This is a genomic window from Streptomyces sp. SPB074 (genome assembly GCF_000154905.1).
GTDB lineage: Bacteria > Actinomycetota > Actinomycetes > Streptomycetales > Streptomycetaceae > Streptomyces.
The window spans coordinates 4277172-4298165 of sequence record NZ_GG770539.1; the positions used below are offsets into that span (position 1 = coordinate 4277172).

20 protein-coding genes are annotated in these 20994 nt (G+C 72.8%); 17 read left to right on the forward strand and 3 right to left on the reverse strand.

Annotated features, from left to right (window positions below; genetic code table 11):
- Positions 1 to 47: 47 nt before the first annotated feature.
- The 9 genes from rpsK (at position 48) to SSBG_RS17990 (ending at position 10572) form a co-directional block, all read left to right on the forward strand.
- Positions 48 to 452 (forward strand): 30S ribosomal protein S11, encoded by a 405-nt coding sequence (gene rpsK, locus SSBG_RS17950; RefSeq protein WP_008747488.1) that lies wholly within the window; start codon positions 48 to 50, stop codon positions 450 to 452.
- Positions 453 to 594: 142 nt separating this feature from the next.
- Positions 595 to 1617, forward strand: a complete 1023-nt coding sequence (locus SSBG_RS17955) for a DNA-directed RNA polymerase subunit alpha (RefSeq protein ID WP_008747489.1) — start codon at positions 595 to 597, stop codon at positions 1615 to 1617.
- 342 nt (positions 1618 to 1959) lie between these two features.
- Positions 1960 to 2421, forward strand: coding sequence for a 50S ribosomal protein L17 (gene rplQ / locus SSBG_RS17960; RefSeq protein WP_007826024.1), 462 nt, complete (start codon positions 1960 to 1962; stop codon positions 2419 to 2421).
- Between the two features lie 81 nt (positions 2422 to 2502).
- Positions 2503 to 3357 (forward strand): tRNA pseudouridine(38-40) synthase TruA, encoded by an 855-nt coding sequence (gene truA, locus SSBG_RS17965; protein ID WP_008747491.1) that lies wholly within the window; start codon positions 2503 to 2505, stop codon positions 3355 to 3357.
- Between the two features lie 114 nt (positions 3358 to 3471).
- Entirely contained in the window at positions 3472 to 5127 is a 1656-nt protein-coding gene (locus SSBG_RS17970; RefSeq protein WP_008747492.1) for a glycosyltransferase family 2 protein, read from the forward strand.
- A gap of 26 nt (positions 5128 to 5153) precedes the next feature.
- Positions 5154 to 6233, forward strand: a complete 1080-nt coding sequence (locus SSBG_RS17975; protein ID WP_008747493.1) for a glycoside hydrolase family 26 protein — start codon at positions 5154 to 5156, stop codon at positions 6231 to 6233.
- On the forward strand, positions 6233 to 8017 hold the full coding sequence (locus SSBG_RS17980; RefSeq protein WP_008747494.1) for an ArnT family glycosyltransferase: 1785 nt from the start codon (positions 6233 to 6235) through the stop codon (positions 8015 to 8017). The genes SSBG_RS17975 and SSBG_RS17980 overlap by 1 nt, the downstream gene beginning before the upstream one ends.
- Positions 8018 to 8073: 56 nt before the next feature.
- Positions 8074 to 9705, forward strand: coding sequence for a glycosyltransferase family 39 protein (locus SSBG_RS17985; protein WP_037871578.1), 1632 nt, complete (start codon positions 8074 to 8076; stop codon positions 9703 to 9705).
- A 75-nt stretch (positions 9706 to 9780) separates the two neighbouring features.
- Positions 9781 to 10572, forward strand: a complete 792-nt coding sequence (locus tag SSBG_RS17990; RefSeq protein ID WP_008747496.1) for a polyprenol monophosphomannose synthase — start codon at positions 9781 to 9783, stop codon at positions 10570 to 10572.
- A gap of 40 nt (positions 10573 to 10612) precedes the next feature.
- Here the strand turns inward: SSBG_RS17990 and SSBG_RS17995 are convergent, their stop codons facing one another.
- Entirely contained in the window at positions 10613 to 11473 is an 861-nt protein-coding gene (locus SSBG_RS17995) for a hypothetical protein (RefSeq protein WP_037871579.1), read from the reverse strand.
- Between the two features lie 342 nt (positions 11474 to 11815).
- Between SSBG_RS17995 and rplM the strand changes: the two genes are divergently transcribed.
- The 4 genes from rplM to SSBG_RS18015 all read left to right on the forward strand — a co-directional run bounded on the left by rplM (position 11816) and on the right by SSBG_RS18015 (position 15363).
- Positions 11816 to 12259, forward strand: coding sequence for a 50S ribosomal protein L13 (gene rplM, locus SSBG_RS18000; protein WP_008747498.1), 444 nt, complete (start codon positions 11816 to 11818; stop codon positions 12257 to 12259).
- Between the two features lie 42 nt (positions 12260 to 12301).
- Entirely contained in the window at positions 12302 to 12817 is a 516-nt protein-coding gene (gene rpsI / locus SSBG_RS18005) for a 30S ribosomal protein S9 (RefSeq protein ID WP_007826038.1), read from the forward strand.
- Between the two features lie 236 nt (positions 12818 to 13053).
- Positions 13054 to 14421, forward strand: a complete 1368-nt coding sequence (glmM, locus tag SSBG_RS18010; protein ID WP_008747499.1) for a phosphoglucosamine mutase — start codon at positions 13054 to 13056, stop codon at positions 14419 to 14421.
- Between the two features lie 162 nt (positions 14422 to 14583).
- Positions 14584 to 15363 carry an SAM-dependent methyltransferase gene (locus SSBG_RS18015; RefSeq protein ID WP_008747500.1) on the forward strand — a complete coding sequence of 260 codons (780 nt, stop codon included), beginning with the start codon at positions 14584 to 14586 and terminating at the stop codon, positions 15361 to 15363.
- Positions 15364 to 15487: 124 nt separating this feature from the next.
- Here SSBG_RS18015 and coaA read toward each other — a convergent pair whose 3' ends face one another.
- Positions 15488 to 16474, reverse strand: coding sequence for a type I pantothenate kinase (coaA, locus tag SSBG_RS18020; protein WP_008747501.1), 987 nt, complete (start codon positions 16472 to 16474; stop codon positions 15488 to 15490).
- A gap of 145 nt (positions 16475 to 16619) precedes the next feature.
- Between coaA and SSBG_RS18025 the strand changes: the two genes are divergently transcribed.
- The 3 genes from SSBG_RS18025 (at position 16620) to SSBG_RS18035 (ending at position 19340) form a co-directional block, all read left to right on the forward strand.
- Positions 16620 to 16847, forward strand: coding sequence for a hypothetical protein (locus SSBG_RS18025; protein ID WP_037870070.1), 228 nt, complete (start codon positions 16620 to 16622; stop codon positions 16845 to 16847).
- Positions 16848 to 16907: 60 nt separating this feature from the next.
- Positions 16908 to 18755 (forward strand): glutamine--fructose-6-phosphate transaminase (isomerizing), encoded by a 1848-nt coding sequence (glmS, locus tag SSBG_RS18030; RefSeq protein ID WP_008747502.1) that lies wholly within the window; start codon positions 16908 to 16910, stop codon positions 18753 to 18755.
- A 216-nt stretch (positions 18756 to 18971) separates the two neighbouring features.
- Positions 18972 to 19340: a holo-ACP synthase gene (locus SSBG_RS18035; RefSeq protein ID WP_007826058.1), complete on the forward strand. Its 369-nt coding sequence runs from the start codon at positions 18972 to 18974 to the stop codon at positions 19338 to 19340.
- A 118-nt stretch (positions 19341 to 19458) separates the two neighbouring features.
- Here SSBG_RS18035 and SSBG_RS34890 read toward each other — a convergent pair whose 3' ends face one another.
- The gene (locus SSBG_RS34890) at positions 19459 to 19842 is read right to left on the reverse strand and encodes an EamA family transporter (RefSeq protein WP_234010573.1); all 384 of its coding nucleotides are present in this window, start codon (positions 19840 to 19842) and stop codon (positions 19459 to 19461) included.
- Positions 19843 to 20408: 566 nt separating this feature from the next.
- Between SSBG_RS34890 and SSBG_RS31425 the strand changes: the two genes are divergently transcribed.
- Positions 20409 to 20994, forward strand: a 586-nt coding sequence (locus SSBG_RS31425; protein WP_008747503.1) for a MurR/RpiR family transcriptional regulator, incomplete at its 3' end; no start/stop codon positions are given.

Sequence of the window (20994 nt, forward strand, 5' to 3'; positions counted from 1 at the left end):
TCGACAGCGTCGCGCTGTAGGACCGACCACCTCCACGGGAGTAATACATGCCTCCGAAGGGCCGTCAGGGCGCTACCAAGAAGGTGCGCCGCAAGGAAAAGAAGAACGTCGCTCACGGGCACGCCCACATCAAGAGCACGTTCAACAACACGATCATCTCGATCACCGACCCGACCGGGAACGTGATCTCCTGGGCCTCCGCCGGCCACGTCGGCTTCAAGGGCTCGCGCAAGTCCACCCCCTTCGCCGCGCAGATGGCCGCCGAGTCGGCCGCCCGCCGCGCGCAGGAGCACGGGATGCGCAAGGTCGACGTCTTCGTCAAGGGTCCCGGCTCCGGCCGTGAGACCGCGATCCGCTCGCTCCAGGCCACCGGCCTGGAGGTCGGCTCGATCCAGGACGTCACCCCCACGCCGCACAACGGCTGCCGTCCGCCCAAGCGCCGCCGCGTTTGAGTCGACTCCCGGGACCGCCGGTCCCGGTTCGCCGTGAGGTGGTGCCGTACGGCCCCGGGGTGCACGCCCCTGGGCCGTACGGCCGCCTCCGGCCCCCGTAGGGCGTCAAATAGTGGTCGCCCGCGACAGAAGGAATACGCACATGCTGATCGCTCAGCGTCCGTCGCTGACCGAAGAGGTCGTCGACGAGTTCCGCTCGCGGTTCGTCATCGAGCCGCTGGAGCCGGGCTTCGGTTACACCCTCGGCAACTCCCTGCGCCGCACGCTCCTCTCCTCGATCCCGGGTGCCGCCGTCACCTCGATCCGGATCGACGGCGTCCTGCACGAGTTCACCACCGTGCCGGGTGTCAAGGAGGACGTGACCGACCTCATCCTCAACATCAAGCAGCTCGTCGTCTCCTCGGAGCACGACGAGCCCGTCGTGATGTACCTGCGCAAGCAGGGCCCGGGTGTCGTCACCGCCGCCGACATCGCGCCCCCGGCCGGTGTCGAGGTGCACAACCCCGACCTCGTGCTCGCCACGCTCAACGCCAAGGGCAAGCTGGAGCTGGAGCTGACCGTCGAGCGCGGTCGCGGCTACGTCTCCGCCGTCCAGAACAAGCAGGCGGGCCAGGAGATCGGCCGTATCCCGGTCGACTCGATCTACTCGCCGGTGCTCAAGGTCACGTACAAGGTCGAGGCGACCCGTGTCGAGCAGCGCACCGACTTCGACAAGCTCATCGTCGACGTCGAGACCAAGCAGGCCATGCGGCCCCGTGACGCCATGGCGTCCGCGGGCAAGACGCTGGTCGAGCTCTTCGGCCTCGCGCGTGAGCTGAACGTCGACGCCGAGGGCATCGACATGGGCCCGTCCCCGACGGACGCCGCGCTCGCCGCCGATCTCGCGCTCCCGATCGAGGAGCTGGAGCTGACGGTCCGCTCGTACAACTGCCTCAAGCGCGAGGGCATCCACTCGGTGGGCGAGCTGGTGGCCCGCTCCGAGGCGGACCTGCTCGACATCCGCAACTTCGGCGCCAAGTCGATCGACGAGGTCAAGGCGAAGCTCGCGGGCATGGGCCTCGCGCTCAAGGACTCGCCTCCCGGCTTCGACCCGACGTCGGCCGCCGACACCTTCGGCGCGGACGACGACGCGGACGCGGGGTTCGTGGAGACCGAGCAGTACTGAGTTCCGCGGGGCGGGGGCGGGGTTTCTGATCTCGCCTCCGGCTCGGGGTCCTCAAGCGCCGGACCGGCTGGGTTCTGTTCGGTGGGGCGCCGGGTGCGGGTGCGTGATCGCGCTTCGCGCCTGTCCTCAAGCGCCGGACGGGCTGGGTTTTGCTCGGCGGGACGTCGGGTGCGGGTGTGCTTTTGCGCTTCGCGCTCGTTCTCAAGCGCCGGACGGGCTGGAATTTTTCCCGCCCGTGCCGGATTCCGGACTTCGGGCCGGATCTCCGTCGGGGGGTCTCCTCCGCGCGGACACTGTCGTCGGTACCTCGTACGGCCGGCGCAGACACATTAGGAGTTGGATATGCCCAGGCCCACCAAGGGTGCTCGTCTCGGCGGCGGTGCCGCGCACGAGAAGCTGCTGCTCGCGAACCTCGCGAAGGCGCTGTTCGAGCACGGCAAGATCACCACGACCGAGGCGAAGGCGCGGCGGCTGCGGCCCTACGCCGAGCGACTGGTGACCAAGGCGAAGAAGGGCGACCTTCACAACCGCCGCCAGGTCCTCCAGGTCATCACCGACAAGAGCGTCGTCCACACGCTCTTCACGGAGATCGGCCCGCGTTACGAGAACCGTCCGGGTGGCTACACCCGTATCACCAAGATCGGCAACCGCCGGGGCGACAACGCGCCCATGGCGGTCATCGAGCTGGTGGAGGCCCTGACCGTGGCCCAGCAGGCCACCGGTGAGGCCGAGGCCGCGACGAAGCGCGCGGTCAAGGAGGACGAGGCGAAGGCCGAGTCCACCGAGGAGTCGAAGGACGCCTGAGTCCGCGAGGACTCGAACCGACAGCGGGCCCGTCCCTCCGGGGGCGGGCCCGCTGCCGTACCACAGAGAGGGAGGGCGGCCGTGCGGCTGCGGCTGGACCTGAGTTACGACGGCACGGAGTTCCACGGCTGGGCCAGGCAGCCCGCCGGGCGGCGCACCGTGCAGGAGACGCTGGAGGAGGCGCTGCGCGTCGTGACGCGCGCGCCGGAACCGTACGAGCTGACCGTCGCGGGGCGCACCGATGCCGGGGTGCACGCGCGCGGGCAGGTCGCCCACGTCGAAATGGCGGACGAGGTGTGGGCCGAGCATGGCGAGAAGCTGCTCAAGCGGCTCGCCGGGCGGCTGCCCAAGGACGTCCGGGTGTGGCGTGTGGCGCCCGCGCCCGAGGGCTTCGACGCCCGGTTCTCGGCGATCTGGCGGCGCTACGCGTACCGCGTCGCCGACCAGCCGGGCGGCGCGGACCCGCTGCTGCGCGGGCACGTGCTGTGGCACGACAGGCCGCTCGACATCGACGCGATGAACGAGGCGGCCGAAGGGCTGCTCGGGGAGCACGACTTCGCCGCGTACTGCAAGAAGCGCGAGGGCGCGACGACCATCCGCGAGATGCAGCGGCTCTTCTGGACCCGGCGCGCGGACGGTGTCCTGGAGGCGACCGTGCGCGCGGACGCCTTCTGCCACAACATGGTGCGCTCGCTCGTCGGCGCGCTGCTCTTCGTCGGGGACGGGCACCGGCCGCCGTCCTGGCCGGCGAAGGTGCTCGCGGCCGGGGTGCGGGACTCGGCGGTGCACGTCGTACGGCCCGTGGGGCTCACGCTGGAGGAGGTCGGGTACCCGGCCGACGCGCTCCTCGCGGCGCGCAGCGCCGAGGCGCGGAACATGCGCACCCTCAAGACGGCGGCCGGCAACCCGCCCAAGGAGTGCGGAGGTTGTGACTGAGCCGGGGGACGCTTGACCTCGCGGCCGCCCGGCTCGTATATGCTCGCGAACTCCGGGTGAGTCCTTCGAACGGCTTGCCGAAGAGTTCGGGGTCCTCGGGGCCCGGGGGTTTGTATGAGCGCCGTCCATTCCGCTTCCCGTGAGACGCCGCAGCCCGGGCGCCGACGGCGGGCCGGCGGGGGCGCGGCGGAGTGGCGCAGGGCCGTGGCGCACAGCCACGGGCTGCTGCCGCAGCCGCCCGACGACCGGGAGAAGTACTCCTACGCGCAGCGCAACCGCTGGGTCCTGACGCTCGGTTCGTTCATCAGCTTCGCGTGCCTGGGCCTCAGTCAGCTCATGTTCACGGCGTCGAGCCCCTGGTTCTGGGTCATGATGCCGCTGCTCGCCTTCGTCGTCGTGGACTACCTGCTCTCCTTCGTCCTCGACAGTTTCAGCAAGGACTTCGACCTCAAGAAGCACCGTGCGATGGCGCGTGCCTGGCGGCCCGCCACGTACCCGACGGTGGACGTGTTCCTGCCGGTGTGCGGGGAGCCGATCGAGGTCCTGCACAACACGTGGACGCACGTGCGCGCGCTCGCCAATGCCTACGCGGGCCGCGTCGAGGCGCATGTGCTGGACGACGCCGACGACCCGGACGTGGCGCGCATGGCCGCCGACTTCGGCTTCCGCTACCTCGTGCGCCCGAACCGCGGCTGGTTCAAGAAGGCCGGGAACCTGCGGTACGCCTTCGAGCGCACGAGCGGCGAGCACATCCTCATCCTGGACGCCGACTTCGCCCCGCGCGCCGACCTCCTGGACGAACTCCTGCCGCACATGGACGAGGAGAAGGTCGCGATCGTCCAGTCCCCGCAGTTCTTCCGCATCGTGGACCGGCAGAACTGGATCGAGCGCGGGGCGGGCGCGGTCCAGGAGCAGTTCTACCGCTCGGTGCAGACCTCCCGCGAGGACAAGGACGGCTCGATCTGCGTCGGTTCCTGCGCGGTCTACCGGCGCGAGGCGCTGGAGGAGATCGGCGGGATCTCGCTGATCGAGCACTCCGAGGACATGTACACCGGCTTCGACCTGCGCGCGCTGGGCTGGAAGCTGCGGTACGTGCCGGTCGCGCTCTCCGCCGGGGTCTGCCCCGACACAGCGGGCGCCTTCCACAACCAGCAGTACCGCTGGTGCATGGGCTCGCTCTCGCTCCTGACCTCGAAGTCCTTCTGGCAGATGGACCTCCGGTTGCTGACCCGGCTGTGCTACGTCTCCGGGTTCCTCTACTACCTCCAGACCGCGCTGCTCACCTTCATCGCCCCGCTCATCCCGCTCTCGCTGCTCCTGCTCCGCCCCGACCTGCTGCGCGCGCAGGCCGGCCTGCTGATCCTGCCGAGCGTCTTCTACGTGACGCTCGTGCTGCCGCTGTGGCACCGGGCCCCCTACCGGCTCGAAGCCTGGGCGGTGCGGATCATGTACGGCTGGTCGCACGTCTTCGCGGTGTGGGACGTGCTGCGCGGGCGGCCCATGGGCTGGAAGCCGACCGGCTCGGACGGGGCGAAGAAGAACGGCATGGGCCGCTACTGGGCCGGGATGATCGGCTGGACCGGCGGCACCGCCGTGCTGTGGGTCGCGGTCTCCGGCTGGCGGCTGCTCACGGGCTACCCGCCGGACTACGCCCTCATGCTCTCGGGCGGTCTCTTCTACGCGGCCGTCGTCGCCCGCGTCCTCGTACAACCGCGTGCCGCCCGGGCGCAGGCCCCGCTGCCGCCCACCCCTCAGGAAGCCCTCGTATGACCTCCTCCCCCCCAGGGAGCCCTCGTATGACCTCCCCCCACGCCACGGCCTTCCCGCGCCGGGCCGCGCTCGGCGCTCTCGCGGGCGCCGCCGCGCTCGGCGCCGCCGGCTGCTCCGTCTTCAGCGACGAGGGCAGGTCGCAGTACGAGCGCGCGCGGGGCCACTCGGACGCGACCGCGTCGGCGGACGCCGAGGGCGGCCCCTCGCCGAAGCCGAGCGAACTCCCGTACGATGTGCGGCCGCTGCTCGCCCCGGCGAAGAAGTACTTCGGTGTCGCGCTCGACGGGGCGCCCGCCTCGGTCGCGCCGCTCGCGCGGTTCGCGAAGCAGGCGGGCAAGAAGCCCGACCTCGTCGAGTTCTACTCGGCGTGGGGCGACGCCTACGAGACGCGGCTCGCCGTCAACGCCTGGGACTACGGGGCGCTCCCGTTCATCGCCTGGGAGCCCTTCAAGAAGACGCTGGCGCAGATCGGCGCGGGCAAGGACGACAAGTACGTCCGCGGTTTCGCGCGGGACGTGCGCGACCTCAACCAGCCCGTCGCGATCAGTTTCGCGCACGAGATGAACGGCCACTGGTACCCCTGGGGCAGCAAGAAGGCGAGCCCCGCCGAGTTCGTGCGCGCCTGGCGGCACCTCCACGACGTCTTCGCCGACGAGGGCGCGACGCAGGTGATCTGGGTGTGGAGCCCGAACGTGATCAACCCGGTGCCGGACGTGCGGCTGCGCCCGTACTGGCCGGGGGACGCGTACGTCGACTGGGTCGGCGTCATCGGCTACTACGGGGCCGACGGGCCCTCGACCTTCGGGACGCTGTACGGGCCGACGATGGACGAGGTCCGCGCCTTCACGCGAAAGCCCTTCCTCATCGCCGAGACGGCCTCCGAGGACACCCCGCGCAAACCGGCCGACATCCACGACCTGTTCACGGGCGCCGCGAAGCGGGACGACGTGCTCGGGCACGTCTGGTTCGACTTCGACAAGGAGGCGGACTGGCGCATCGCGAGCGATCCGGCGGCCGAGGCCGCCTACCGCCGCGAGGCGGCCTCGCCCTCGTACGGCTTCGACGTGCGCGCGGCGGGCGGCGGGAACGGGGGAGCGGGCCGCTGATGGACTCCTGGAACACGGCGGGTCCGGGCACGTACGAGAACGACGCCGCGCCCACACCGCACCCGTACCCCCCGGACGACGCCGCGCCCTCACCGCACCCGTACCCCCCGGACGGCTCCGCGCCCTCACCGCACCCGTACCCCCCGGCCCCGGCCGACCCCGCGCTCGATCCGCCCACCCAGAACTTCGCCCCCGTCGCCGCGCCCCGGGCGGACGCCTTCGACGTCAATCCGCAGCGCGCGCCCGTCCCCGGGTACCGGGTGCCCGAGGTGCCCGAGTCGGCCTGGTCCGTGGACACCCGCAGGTCGACGCTCATCAGCAGGGGCGCGCTCCTGTGCGTCCTGCTCGTGCAGGCGATCCTCACGCTGCGGCTCGGCGGCTCCGTCTTCCAGGACGAGGCGCTGTACATCGCCTCGGGCCACTACGAGCTGGCCAACCTGCTCCACGGCACGCCGCTGCCCGTCGACTTCGCCGCCTACTTCTCCGGCCACCCGAAGCTCTACCCGGTGCTCGCCGCGCTCGTGGACGACCGCTTCGGGCTCGCCGGGGTGCGCCTGCTGAGCCTCGTCTTCCTCCTCGCCACGACGGCGCTGCTGTACGCGAGCACGCGGCGCCTCTTCAACGCCCGCTCCGCGCTCGGCGCCGCCGCGCTCTTCGCCGTCGTGCAGCCGACCCTCACGCTCGGACGGCTCGCGACCTACGACGGGGCGGCGCTCTTCCTCCTCGCGCTCGGGCTGTGGCTCGTCGTGCGCACCGGGCGGATGCGGGTGCCCGCCGTGCTGCTCGCGGCCCCGCCGATCGCGCTCGCGTGCGGCGTCAAGTACGCGGCGGCACTGTACGTACCGACCCTGGTCCTCCTCGCGGTGCTCACCGCCTACCGGCAGCGCAGCGCGCGCACCCTGCTGCGCGGCGTCGTGCTCGGCCTCGGCGTCCTCGCGCTGCTCGGCCTCGGCTACGCGCTCTCGGGCCCGCTCGGCGGCATCACCTCCACCACGACCGACCGCGCCCACGGCGGCGACCCGGCGGGCCGGCTGCTCGGCCACAGCGCCCAGTGGGGCGGACTGCTCGTGCTCACGGCGGCCGGCGGCAGCCTCGCCTACGTGCTGCGCGCGCGCATGGTCGAGATGCCCTGGGTGCGGGGCAGCACCCCGGGGCGCTGGCGGCGCGCGCTGCTCGGCGTGCTCCTGACCGGCACCGCGCTCCTCGCCCCCGCGTACCAGATCCACCTCCAGACGGAGGTCTCGCTCTTCAAGCACGTCGGCTTCGGGCTGCTCTTCGCCGCGCCGATGGCCGGGCTCGGCATGTCCCGGCTCGTCGGCCCGCACTTCCGCAACCCGCAACTCGGCATCATGCTCTTCGTGCTGACGCTCGTGCTCGGCATGGTGCAGGCGCAGAACGCGTTCAGCTGGCCGGACGCGCGCGGCCCCGCGAGGTACCTGCGCACGGTCGTGGACCGCGAGGGGCTCTACCTCGCCGAGGAGTCCGAGGTGCCCGCGTATCTGCTGCGCGAGCGCACCGGATGGAACCAATGGGTCAACACGACCTTCTTCCCCTACACGGCGAAGGACGGCAAGCACTACGAGGGCTCCGACCCGGCCGGGTTCGCGGCGGCCGTGCGCGAGGCGCGGTTCGACGTGATCATGCTGCGCGGCGGGGTCACGCCCGAGGTCGACGCGGCGGTCGAGAAGGCGCTGCGCGGCAATCCGCGCTACCGGCTGACCGGGCGCTTCCCCACCACGACGAGCAGCGGAGACTCGGTCTACCGGATATGGGTCAAACAGTGAACCGGCCACCGGAGCGGGAGGCTTTTTTCGACGGCGAGTCCGAGTCGACCCGCACCATGAGCCTCTTCCTGCCCAGTCAGCTCCGCCGGGCCGCCGACGCGGCCGCCACGCGCGTCCCGCAGGCCGTACGGCCCGCCGTGCCGCGCGAGGACGGGCCCGCCGAGCCGCCCGCGCCGCGCCGCGACCGGGGCGGATGGCGCACCGCCGCGCCCGTCCTCGCGCTGCCCACGCTGCTCGCGCTCGTCATGCTCCTGCCGGGGCTCGGCGACCGCCAGCTCTGGCGGGACGAGCACGCGACGTGGTGGGCGGCCTCGCTCTCGCTGCACGACCTGAGCGTCCTGACCAAGTCGATCGACATCGTCTTCATCCCGTACTACCTCGGGATGCACCTCTGGATCGCGGTCTTGGGTGACTCCGAGACGGCCCTGCGCGTCCCCGGCGCGCTCGCGATGGCGGCGGCGGCCGGGCTGCTCGGGCTGCTCGGGCGGCACCTGTTCACCGCGCGCGTCGGGCTCCTCGCCGGGCTCGCCCTCGCCCTCGTCCCGGGGATCACGCGGTACGGGCAGGAGGTGCGCCCCTACTCCTTCGCCGTCGCGGCCGTGCTGCTGTCCACGCTCCTGCTGCTGCGGCTCCTGGAACGCCACGGCTTCAAGGGCTGGTGCGCGTACGCGCTCACCGTGCCGCTCGTCGGCTGGAGCCACCTCGCCTCGCTGTGCGTCCTCGCGACCCACCTCGCGCTCGTCCTGCGCGCCCGCCGCGCCGGGGACCGCGTCGCGAGCTGGGCGTGGACGGCCGCCGCGCTCATCGGGCTGTGCCTCGTGCTGCCGATGGCGCTCGCGGGCAGCGGCCAGAGCGGGCAGATCGCCTGGAACAACCCCACCTTCCACGACCTCCGGACCTACCCGGAACAGCTCTTCGGGAGCTGGGCGGTCGCCGTCCCGGTCCTCGTCCTCGCGGTCGCCGGCGCGTGCCTCGTCCGCGCGTACGTGCTGCCCTTCGCGCTGTGGGCGGTACTGCCACCGCTGCTCACCTTCGCGACGGCCGCGCAGCTCCACCTCTTCCTGCCGCGCTACCTGCTCTTCACCGTGCCCGCCTGGGTCCTGCTCGCCGCCGCCGCGCTCGGCCGCGCGGGCGGGCGGCTGAACGGCGAGGGGCCGCGCGCGCTGCGCGCCGGGGGGCTCGTCCTCGGGCTCCTCGCCGTCGCCGGGCTCGCCCTCGCCGCGCAGCCGGGCCTGCGGACCGCGCGCGCCGACATCGTGGGCGAGCCCGACTTCCGGGGGAGTGCCGCGTACCTCCTCGCCCATCAGGAGAAGGGCGACGCGCTCGCGTACGGCGGGACGTTCTCCGAGCGGCGGGCGCTCGACTACGAGCTGCGCGACGCCCCCGAGCGCCCGAAGGACGTCCTCCTCTACGAGACGCCGCAGGAACTCGGCTCCTACGGGGCGCGGGAGTGCCCGCACCCCGCGCGCTGCCTCGCCACGACCAAGCGGCTGTGGCTCGTGACGACCTCGTTCGGCGAGGACCCCTACGGGGACATGCCGCGCGCGAACGCGAAGGCGATCCGCGCCGGGTTCCGCCTCGCGGACACCAAGCGGCTGCGCCAGGTCCGGGTCCTGCTGTTCACCCGCGCCGCGGCCGAGCGCCCGCGCGACGACGGCGCCGCGGGCCGCGCGGTCCACACCTCCTGACCACCCTCCCCGCACCCCTTCCCTTCCCTTCCCCTCACTTCCCCTTCCCGTCCCTTTCCGCCGAGGAGCAAGCCCGTGAGCCAGTCGTCAGCAGCACCGGACACCCCGGAGAACACCCCGCCGGGCGACGCCGCGCGCGTCACCGTCGTCATGCCCACGTACAACGAGGCGGCGAACCTGCCGCGCATGGCGGAGGCCGTCCTCGCGCTGCCGCTCCCGGCGCTCCAGCTCAAGATCGTGGACGACTCCAGCCCGGACGGCACGGGGGAGCTGGCGGACGAGCTGGCGGAGAAGTACCGCGTCCCCGGGGAGCGCCCGCGGATGACCGTGCTGCACCGCACCGAGAAGGACGGCCTCGGGCGCGCGTACGTCGCGGGGATGAGCGAGGCACTGGAGGAGGACGCCGAGTTCGTCGTGCAGATGGACGCCGACGGGAGCCACCCCGTCGAGGCCGTCGTCCGGATGCTCGCCGCCGCGCGCGCCGAGGACGCCGGGCTCGTCGTGGGCAGCCGGTACGTCGAGGGTGGGCAGCTCGACGAGGAGTGGGGCCGCCACCGCGTGCTCCTCTCGCGCTTCGCCAACGCCTACGCGCGCGCCGTGCTCGGCAGCGACATCCGCGACATCACGGCGGGCTTCAACCTGTGGTCCGCCGCGACGCTGCGGGACATCGACCTCACGACGCTCGACAGCGCGGGCTACAGCTTCCAGGTCGAGCTCAAGTACCGGGCGACGCGCGCCGGGCACCGCGCCGTCGAGGTCCCCATCCGCTTCGAGGAACGGACGGAGGGCGCCTCGAAGATGACGCTGCGCACGCAGTGGGAGAGCGCGCTCGTGCCACTGCGGCTCCGGATGCGCGGGGACCGCTGAGGCGCGGGGCCCACGGCGGGGCCGGGGCGCTCGCGATGGGCTACGGGGCCGGGGACGTGGCCGCCTTCGAGGCGGCGGCGAGGCCCCGGGCGTAGATCTGCCGGAAGGCGTACGTGGACAGCTCGTCGCCCGCGCGGAAGACCTCCGTGTCGGCCTTCGTGACCGCCTTGCCGTCCCGGAAGCCGCCGACCGTGAGGTAGACGTACCGGGCGAAGGCGTTGGTGGTGCTGCGGCACACCGTCGTCCGGCAGAAGACGGGCACCCCGGCGCCCGGCAGCGAGGCGACGTTCCCGCGCGCCTGCTCCTTCGCCTTCGCCGCCGCCCCCGCCGAGTCGAAGACGGCGACCCCGACCGTGACGGCGACGCCGCCCTTCGTGTACGTGGCGCGCAGCACCTGGCGGCAGCCGTTCGCGGTGAGCACCCCGCCGAGCGCGCCCTGGGCGGCCGAGGCGCAGTCGCCCGTCGCGGCGAGCGGCCCCTTGGCGTACGTACCGCTGTCGAGCCGGGCCCCGCTCCCGGGGAAGAGCCCGGCGGCCGTGAGCGGGGCCGTGTCGCGCGCGGCGCTGTTGAGGTACTCGCTGGGGCTCGGGAGGGGGCGGGGCGCGACCGAGGAGAAGCGGGGGCTCGCGCTCGTGGCGGGCCCGGGGAGCGTCGCGGTGGGCGGGAGGCTCTTGCGGGCGTCGTCGCTCTTCGTGCCGTCGTCCTTGTTCACCGTGACGACGACGGTCGCCACGAGCGCGGCGACGAGCCCGGTGGCGACGACGCCGAAGGCCGTCCACAGCACCGTCCTGCGGCGCTTGGCGCGGGCGTTGTCCTCCGCGAGCGCGTCCCAGTCCGGGGTCCGCCGCCCCGTGCCGAAGCCGTCGTCGTCACCATGGGGTCCCCCGTGCCCAAAGCTCATGGCGCGCATACTAGTCACACGGATGCGGGCGGTGACCGCCTGCGGGCGGGGCGGACATCTGCTCCCTCGCCCCGCGATATCGCGGGGGCGGGCCGCACGCTTTTGACCCGTACGGGGACGGGCGGGTAGCCTGGCTTCTCGTTGTGTATTGGCTTGCTCATTCTCACGTGAGGGGCCCTTACACCGGTCCACCAAGCCGATGACCAGCGGTGCGCACGCGTTTGCGTCGACGAGTGCGTCCAGGGCTGTCGTGATCGTCCGTGGTGGCCATGTCAGGACCCCCTCCCTGGCTGTTCTCGGCCCGGGAGACACCCATCACAGAAGAAGCGAAGGCTACGACCAGTGCGTACGTACAGCCCCAAGCCCGGCGATGTGACTCGCCAGTGGCACGTCATCGACGCCCGGGACGTTGTCCTGGGCCGTCTGGCGTCGACCGCCGCCAGCCTCCTGCGGGGCAAGCACAAGCCGATCTACGCCCCCCACGTCGACACCGGTGACTTCGTCGTCATCATCAACGCCGACAAGGTGCACCTCTCCGGCAACAAGCGGACCCAGAAGCTCGCCTACCGTCACTCGGGCTACCCGGGCGGTCTGCGTTCGGTCCGTTACGACGACCTCCTCGCGAACAACCCGGAGAAGGCCGTCGAGAAGGCCGTCAAGGGGATGCTCCCGAAGAACACCCTCGGCCGTCAGATGCTCTCGAAGCTGAAGGTCTACGCGGGCGAGCAGCACCCGCACGGTGCGCAGCAGCCGCAGCCGTTCGAGATCACTCAGGTCGCGCAGTAAGTCCGGCCACCCCCTAAGACACAGAGAATTCTGAGGAGCATCGTGGCCGAGACCACCGCCGAGCAGCCGATCGAAGAGGCTGTCGACGTCGAGCAGTACACCACCGAGTCCGAGGTCCCCGTCGAGGGCGAGTACACCTCGGAGTCCCTCGCCTCCGCCTTCGGCGAGCCGCAGCCGGCCGCCGGCCTGGGCCGTCGCAAGAACGCGATCGCCCGCGTCCGGATCGTCCCGGGCTCCGGCAAGTGGAAGATCAACGGTCGCACCCTTGAGGACTACTTCCCCAACAAGGTGCACCAGCAGGAAGTCAACGAGCCCTTCAAGGTGCTCGAACTCGACAACCGCTACGACGTCATCGCCCGCATCGCGGGTGGCGGCGTCTCGGGTCAGGCCGGCGCCCTGCGTCTCGGCGTGGCCCGCGCGCTGAACGAGGCCGACGTGGACAACAACCGCGGCGCCCTCAAGAAGGCGGGCTTCCTCCGCCGCGACGACCGTGCCGTCGAGCGCAAGAAGGCCGGTCTCAAGAAGGCCCGCAAGGCCCCGCAGTACAGCAAGCGCTGATCACGGCCCCTGCCGTATCGCTTGTTCGCCCCGGCGGCACTTCCGTGTCGCCGGGGCGTTCGCGTACCCGGCGGGCATCCGGCGGGCGCGCGACGTCCCCGGCGGGCATCCGCTGGGCGCGCGACGTCCCCGGGGGGACCCGGTGTATGCGGTATGACGTATAACAACTGATGTGCGAAGTGCGGCGGCCCGGTGAACGGCGGGGTCGCGCGTGACAGCGAGCGGGAGGAATCCAGGTGGGACGGCTCTTCGGGACGGACGGCGTACGCGGGGTCGCGGGCGTCGATCTGACGGCCGAGCTCGCGCTCGGGCTCGCGGTCGCGGCGGCGCACGTACTGGGTGAGGTGGGGAGCAGGCCGGGGCACCGGCCGACCGCCGTGGTGGGGCGCGATCCGCGCGCCTCGGGCGAGTTCCTGGAGTCCGCCGTCGTCGCGGGCCTCGCGAGCGCCGGGGTGGACGTGCTGCGCGTCGGCGTGCTGCCGACGCCCGCGATCGCGCACCTGACCGGGGTGCTCGGCGCCGACTTCGGCGTCATGCTCTCGGCGAGCCACAACGCCATGCCGGACAACGGCATCAAGTTCCTCGCGCGTGGCGGGCACAAGCTCGCCGACGAGCTGGAGGACCGCGTCGAGGCCCAGTACCACCGCCACCGCGAGCCCGGGGCCACCGAGTGGTCGCGGCCGACCGGCGCCGATGTCGGCCGGGTGCGTGACTACGACGAGGGCTTCGACCAGTACGTCGCGCACCTCGTCGCCGTGCTCCCCAACCGTCTCGACGGCCTCCGCGTCGTCCTGGACGAGGCGCACGGCGCCGCCGCCCGCGTCTCGCCCGAAGCCTTCGCGCGCGCCGGGGCCGAGGTCATCACGACGATCGGCACCGAGCCGGACGGCCTCAACATCAACGACGGCGTCGGCTCCACGCACCTCGCCCAGCTCCAGGCCGCCGTCGTCGCCCACCAGGCGGACTTCGGCATCGCGCACGACGGCGACGCCGACCGCTGCCTCGCCGTGGACGCCGAGGGCCGCGAGATCGACGGCGACCAGATCCTCGCCGTCCTCGCCCTCGCGATGCGCGAGCACGGCACGCTCCGCAAGAACACCGTCGTCGCCACCGTCATGTCGAACCTTGGCTTCAAGCTCGCCATGGAGCGCGAGGGCGTGCACTTCGAGGAGACGCGCGTCGGCGACCGGTACGTCCTCGAACGCATGAAGGCGGAGGGGTACGCGCTCGGCGGCGAGCAGTCCGGGCACGTCATCCTCCTCGACCACGCGACGACGGGCGACGGCACCCTGACCGGGCTCATGCTCGCCGCGCGCATGGCGGAGACCGGGCGCTCCCTCGCGGACCTCGCCTCCGTCGTCACCCGCCTGCCGCAGGTCCTCGTCAACGTCCCCGACGTCGACCGCTCCCGCGTCGCCTCGGCCCCCGAGCTGCGCACCGCCGTCGAGGAGGCCGAGCACGCGCTCGGCACGACGGGCCGCGTCCTGCTCCGCCCCTCCGGCACCGAACCGCTCGTGCGGGTCATGGTCGAGGCGGCGGACATCGAGCAGGCACGCTCGGTGGCGAGTGGCCTCGCGGACGCCGTGAAGTCGGCGCTGGGCTGAGGCCGGGCGGGGGCGCGGGCGGGGGCGCGGGGGGCGGGTCCACCGCGTCCGTCGCCCCGGCCGCGCGGGGTCCGGTCCGCGGCCGGGGTGGCATGAGGCATCCTGGGGGTCTGTCAACTCCCTGTCAGCAGTGCCAGGTTCGCCCCACGGAGGACCCTTTTCATGAGCTACGACCCCCGCGTCGACACGAGCAGGCCGCACCCCGCGCGCGTCTACGACTGGCTTCTCGGGGGCGTCGACAACTTCCCCGCGGACCGTGCCGTGGGGGAGGGGCTGCCCGCCGGGGCGCGGCTCAACGCCCGGCGCAACCGGCAGTTCATGCACCGCGCGGCCCGGTACGTGGCGGGGCGGGGCGTCCGGCAGTACCTCGACATCGGCAGCGGCATCCCGACCGAGCCCAACCTCCACCAGGTCGTGCAGGAGTTCGTCCCGGGCGCCCGCGTCCTCTACGCCGACAACGACCCCCTCGTCCTCGCGCACTCCTCGGCGCTCCTCGCCGGGACCCCCGAGGGCGCGACGGCCTATCTCGACGCGGACGTCCGTGCCCCGGCCGAACTCCTGGACCGCGCGGGCGACTTCCTCGACCTGCGGCGTCCCCTCGCGCTCTCGCTCGTCGCCCTGCTGCACTTCGTGCCGGAGGACCAGGACCCCTACACGATCGTGCGGACGCTCGTCTCCCGCCTGGCGCCCGGGAGTTACCTCGTCCTGACGCACGGCACGGCGGACGAGCACCCCGAGCTGGAGGAGACGACGAAGGACAGCTACCGCCGCGGCGCGATCCCGCTCCGGATGCGGACCCGCCAGGAGGTCGAGCGGTTCTTCACGGGACTCGACCTCGTCGCCCCCGGACTCGTCACCGCCAACTACTGGTACCAGGACGGGGACAGGGTGCCGCCGCAGGAACGCAGCGGGTTCTGGGCCGGGGTGGCGCGGGTCCGGTAGCCCCGGACGGGCGCCGAACCCGCCCTCGCGCGGCGCCCGGTCGGTCGCGGGGTGCCCGGCGGGCGGCGTGGCCCCCCGGTCGGTCGCGTGGCCCCCGGCCGGCCGCGTGGCGCGCGGTCCGGGGTCAGAGCTTGCGCAGGCGGACGCGCTGGACCTTGTGGTCGGGGCCCTTCCGTATGACGAGCGTCGCGCGGCCCCGGGTCGGCGCCACGTTCTCGATGAGGTTGGGCTCGTTGATGGTGCGCCAGGTGCGGCGGGCGTAGGCCAGGGCCTCCTCCTCGGAGACCTGCGTGTACTTGCGGAAGTACGAGGACGGGTCCTGGAAGGCCGTCTCGCGCAGGCGGCGGAAGCGGTTCAGGTACCAGCCGCGGATGTCCTGCGGGCGCGCGTCCACGTACACGCTGAAGTCGAAGTAGTCCGCGAGGCCGACGCGGGTACGTCCGTCGCTGCCCGGCAGGGCGGGCTGGAGGACGTTGAGGCCCTCCACGATGAGGATGTCCGGGCGCGAGACGGTCAGGCGCTCGCCGGGCACGATGTCGTAGGTGAGGTGCGAGTAGACGGGCGCGGTCACGTTGTCCTTGCCCGCCTTCACGTCCGCGACGAAGCGGGTCAGCGCCCTGCGGTCGTACGACTCGGGGAAGCCCTTGCGCGCCATGAGGCCGCGCTTCTCCAGCTCCGCCATCGGGTACAGGAAGCCGTCCGTCGTGACCAGCTCGACGCGCGGGTGCTCCGGCCACCGCGCGAGCAGCGCCTGCAACAGGCGCGCGACGGTGGACTTGCCGACCGCGACACTCCCCGCGACACCGATCACGAACGGTGTCCCGTACTGCGTGCCCTGCTCGCCGAGGAAGGTGTTGAGCGAGCCGCGCAGGGCGTCGTTGGCGTCCACGTACAGATTCAGCAGGCGCGAGAGCGGCAGGTAGACATCCCGGACCTCGTCGAGGTCGATGACGTCGCCGAGGCCGCGCAGCCGCTCGACCTCGGCGGCCGTCAGCGGCAGCGGGGTCTTGGCGCGCAGCGCGCTCCACTCGTCCCTGGTCAGATCCACGTAGGGAGTCGCCTCCGGCCTGCGGTGGACGCTCCTCGGGGGTGAGGTGATCACACCTCCCATTGTCACGCCCGCGATACGCGCGGCGGGGGTGGGGTGCGTCACGCGCGAGGGCGGCGGGGTGGCGGGGCGCGGGGAGAGGGGGGCGCGCGACTGTGGATTTTCTGTGGAAGCGGCGAGTAGCTTCTGTCGCCGGGAGGTGGTGCGTGTGTGGCGTACGCAGTGGTGGCGTCGTGACGGAGAGCGACGGAAGGCCGGGCGTGAGGCGCGGGCCAGGGGGCGGCGTGAGGCGCGGCTCGCCGGGCTCGCCGAGGACCTGCCGGACGAGGGCATAGGGGAGGACCTGGAGGCGCTCGCGGACGCCTACCGCTTCGGCAGCAAGCCCCGCTGCGAGGAGGTCGAGTACCTGGCGCTGCTCGCGGAGGCGCGCGAATGAGGCCGAGTGGGGCCGCGTCGCTCTCCGTCGCCGGGCGCCCCCGCGCCGTAGTCTTCCGATATGTGCGGAATTGTGGGATATGCCGGAACGCAGTCGGCTCTTGACGTCGTCCTCGCCGGGCTCCGTCGCCTGGAGTACCGGGGCTACGACTCGGCGGGCGCCGCCGTGCTCGCGGACGGGGGACTCGCGACGGCGAAGAAGTCGGGCAAGCTCGCCAACCTGGAGAAGGAGCTGATGGAACGGCCGTTGCCGAGCGCGACGACCGGCATCGGCCACACGCGCTGGGCCACCCACGGCGCCCCCAACGACGCCAACGCCCACCCCCATCTCGACAACGCCGGGCGGGTCGCTGTCGTCCACAACGGCATCATCGAGAACTTCGCCGAACTGCGCGCCGAACTCCGCGCGCGCGGCCACCACCTGGAGTCCGAGACGGACACCGAGACCGTCGCGCACCTCCTCGCCGAGGCGTACGGCGCGCACGGCGATCTCGCCGCCGCCATGCGCGAGGTGTGCGGGCGCCTCCAGGGGGCCTTCACGCTCGTCGCCGTGCACGCCGACGCCCCCGAGAGGGTCGTCGGCGCCCGCCGCAACTCGCCGCTCGTCGTCGGTGTCGGCGAGGGCGAGTACTTCCTCGCCTCCGACGTCGCCGCCTTCATCGACCACACGCGCACGGCGATCGAACTGGGCCAGGACCAGGTGGTCGAGGTGTGGCCCCAGGGCGTCGCGGTCACCGGTTTCGACGGGCTCCCCGCCGAGGTCCGCACGTACCACGTGGACTGGGACGCCTCGGCGGCCGAGAAGTCCGGCTACGCCTCCTTCATGCTCAAGGAGATCGCCGAGCAGCCGAAGGCCGTCGCCGATACGCTCCTGGGCCGCGTGGACGAGTCCGGGACGCTCCTCCTGGACGAGGTGCGGGTCCCGCCCGAGGCGCTGCGCGAGACGTCGAAGATCGTCGTCGTGGCCTGCGGGACCGCCTTCCACGCCGGGCTCATCGCCAAGTACGCCATCGAGCACTGGACGCGCCTGCCCTGCGAGGTCGAGCTGGCCAGCGAGTTCCGCTACCGGGACCCGATCCTCGACCACCGCACGCTCGTCATCGCGATCTCGCAGTCCGGCGAGACCATGGACACCCTCATGGCGCTGCGCCACGCCCGTGAACAGGGAGCGCGCGTCCTCGCCATCTGCAACACCAACGGCTCGACCATCCCGCGCGAGTCCGACGCCGTTCTCTACACGCACGCGGGTCCCGAGGTCGCCGTCGCCTCCACGAAGGCGTTCCTGACCCAGCTCGTCGCCTGCTACCTCGTCGCCCTGTGGCTCGCGCAGCACCGGGGCGAGAAGTTCGGCGACGAGATCGGCGAGGTCGTCTCGGAGCTGGCCGGCATCCCGGCCGACCTGGAACGCGTGCTGGAGACGATGGAGCCGGTGCGGGAGCTCGCGCGCTCCCTCGCCGGGCACGACACGGTCCTCTTCCTCGGCCGCCACGTCGGCTACCCCGTCGCCCTCGAAGGCGCCCTCAAGCTCAAGGAACTCGCGTACATGCACGCCGAGGGCTTCGCCGCCGGGGAGCTGAAGCACGGGCCCATCGCGCTCATCGACCAGGGGCTGCCCGTCGTCGTCCTCGTGCCCTCCCCGCGCGGTCGCTCGGTCCTGCACGACAAGATCGTCTCCAACATCCAGGAGATCCGGGCCCGCGGGGCGCGCACGGTCGTCATCGCGGAGGAGGGCGACGAGGCGGTGGCCCCGTACGCGGACCACCTCGTGGAGGTCCCCGAGGTACCCACGCTCCTCCAGCCGCTCGTGGCGACGGTCCCGCTCCAGGTCTTCGCGTGCGAGCTGGCGACCGCGCGGGGCAACGAGGTGGACCAGCCGAGGAACCTGGCGAAGTCGGTGACGGTGGAGTGAGGGGGCGGGGGGTGAGGGGGTGAGCGGTGAAGGGGGCGGCACGTGGCGGCGGGCTCGGTGATGGGTGCGGTGGCGGGCCCGGCGGCAGGCTCGGTGGCGGGTGAGCCCGGTGTGCGGTGCGGGGGCGGTGCGCCGGGCGCGTGGGGGGCCGGCGGGCCCGGGGCGTAGGTTTTCCCCGGGCCGGGGTTCCTTCCCGGCCGGGAAGGAACGGCTCCCGTGATCATCGGTGTCGGTATCGACGTGGCGGAGATCGACCGCTTCGGCGCGGCCCTGCGCCGCACTCCGCAGCTCGCGGAGCGCCTTTTCACCGGGGGCGAGACCACGCTCCCCGACGGCGAGCCGCGCGGTATCGCCTCGCTCGCCGCGCGCTTCGCCGCGAAGGAGGCCCTGGCCAAGGCGCTGGGCGCCCCCGCCGGGCTGCGCTGGACCGACGCCGAGGTCTGCGCCGAGCCGGGCGGCCGTCCCTACCTGCGCGTCCGCGGCACGGTCGCGGCGCGCGCGGCGGAGCTGGGCGTCCGCCACTGGCACGTCTCGCTGAGCCACGACGCGGGCGTGGCCTCGGCGGTGGTGATCGCCGAGGGGTGACCGCCTCCGGGCGGCCCGCCCCGGCCCGTACCGCCCGGGTCCGTACCGCCCCGGCCCGTACCGCCCGGGTCCGTACCGCCCGGGTCCGTACCGCGCGCGCCCTCGCGTCGCGTTCCGGCTAGGCCAGCTCCAGGACCGCGATCCCGCCCAGTACCACCGCGCTCGCGACAAGCCGCCACCTCCCCAGTCGTTCCCTGAACACCACCGCCCCGATCACCGCCGCGATGACGATGCTCGTCTCGCTCCGCGCCGCGATGCTCGCCAGGTCCCCGTACGCCTGCGCCCCCACGACGAGCCCGTAGGCCGAGAGCGAGAGGACCCCGCCGAGCACACCCGTCCGCCAGCCCACCCGTATGCGCTCGCCGAAGCGGTCGCGCCAGCGGATAAGGGCGAGGAGCGGAAGCACGGGTCCCTGGAGCAGGAACATCCAGCCGATGTACCCGAGCACGGTCCCCGCGTCCCGCACGCCCGTGCCGTCCACGACGGTGTAGCTCGCGATCATCACGCCCGTGCCGAGCGCGGCGGCGAGCGCCGGCCACTGGGCCCGCCCCGGTGGGCCGTCCGCGAGGGCGAGCCCCGCGAGGCCGAGGGAGATGACGATGACGCCGAGCGCCTGCCCCCCCGGGCAGCGCCTGCCCGAGCAGCACCGTCGACGCGAGCGCGACGAGCCAGGGCGAGGTGCCGCGCGCGATCGGGTACATCTGGCCGAAGTCGCCCAGCCGGTACGCCTGGAGCAGCAGCCATTGGTAGACCGCCTGCAACAGGGCCGAGGCGATCAGGAACGGCCAGGCGCGCGCCTCCGGGACGGGCGTCCAGCAGGCGATGAGCGCGCCGCAGACCGTGTAGACGAGGTTGATCATCACCGTGCGCGCCGCCTTGTCGGCGGCCGCGTGCGAGAGGGCGTTCCAGATGGCGTGCGGCAGCGCCGCCGTGAGCACGGCGACGGGGACGGCGGCGGGCACTCGGTTCTCCTTCCCGCGGTGGAATCCGTTCGGGCGCGACGTCTCCCGCTCGCCGTTCCGTGCGGCACGGCGAGCGAGGAACTGAATTCCAAGGTGCACTATTTTCGTGGAACAGAATTCCGAGAAGAGTCCGGCCGACCTCGCCGCGCACATCCGCTCCCGTCTCTCCGGGCTCAGCGGTGCCGAGGCGCGTGTCGCGCACACCGTCCTCGACCTGGGGGAACGCCTCGTCGGGCTGAGCGTGAGCGAGGTGGCCGCGCTCGCCGAGACGGCGCCCTCCTCGGTCGTGCGCACGTGTCAGCGGCTGGAATTCCGCGGCTTCCAGGAGCTGAAGATCGCCGCCGCCCGCCAGGCCCCGCACCCACCGGGACCGGCCGACGGCTTCGGGGACGCGGCCGACCCGGCCGCTCGCGCGCTCGCCTCGACCCTCGCCGCGAGCCGCGAGGCGCTCGACGGGCTGCGCACGACGCTGCCCCCCGCGCGCCTGGGCGAGGCCGCCCGCCTGCTCCACGGGGCGAGCAGGGTCCTCGTCGTGGGCGCGGGCCTCTCACGACCGGTCGTCGCCGACACCGCGTACCGGCTGCGCGCGGTGGGCCGCGTCGTGGACGCCCCCGCCGATCCGCTCACCGCGCAGCTCTCCGCCGGGCTGCTCACGGACACCTCGGTGTGCCTCGCGGTGAGCCACACGGGCG

Bases quoted from the DNA above. Each gene is read 5' to 3' on its own strand.
- rpsK (WP_008747488.1), top strand. From the start codon at position 48: ATGCCTCCGAAGGGCCGTCAGGGCGCTACCAAGAAGGTGCGCCGCAAG.
- SSBG_RS17955 (WP_008747489.1), top strand. From the start codon at position 595: ATGCTGATCGCTCAGCGTCCGTCGCTGACCGAAGAGGTCGTCGACGAG.
- rplQ (WP_007826024.1), top strand. From the start codon at position 1,960: ATGCCCAGGCCCACCAAGGGTGCTCGTCTCGGCGGCGGTGCCGCGCAC.
- SSBG_RS17970 (WP_008747492.1), top strand. From the start codon at position 3,472: ATGAGCGCCGTCCATTCCGCTTCCCGTGAGACGCCGCAGCCCGGGCGC.
- SSBG_RS17975 (WP_008747493.1), top strand. From the start codon at position 5,154: ATGACCTCCCCCCACGCCACGGCCTTCCCGCGCCGGGCCGCGCTCGGC.
- SSBG_RS17980 (WP_008747494.1), top strand. From the start codon at position 6,233: ATGGACTCCTGGAACACGGCGGGTCCGGGCACGTACGAGAACGACGCC.
- SSBG_RS17985 (WP_037871578.1), top strand. From the start codon at position 8,074: ATGAGCCTCTTCCTGCCCAGTCAGCTCCGCCGGGCCGCCGACGCGGCC.
- SSBG_RS17995 (WP_037871579.1), bottom strand. From the start codon at position 11,473: ATGAGCTTTGGGCACGGGGGACCCCATGGTGACGACGACGGCTTCGGC.
- SSBG_RS18015 (WP_008747500.1), top strand. From the start codon at position 14,584: ATGAGCTACGACCCCCGCGTCGACACGAGCAGGCCGCACCCCGCGCGC.
- coaA (WP_008747501.1), bottom strand. From the start codon at position 16,474: ATGGGAGGTGTGATCACCTCACCCCCGAGGAGCGTCCACCGCAGGCCG.
- glmS (WP_008747502.1), top strand. From the start codon at position 16,908: ATGTGCGGAATTGTGGGATATGCCGGAACGCAGTCGGCTCTTGACGTC.
- SSBG_RS34890 (WP_234010573.1), bottom strand. From the start codon at position 19,842: ATGATCGCGAGCTACACCGTCGTGGACGGCACGGGCGTGCGGGACGCG.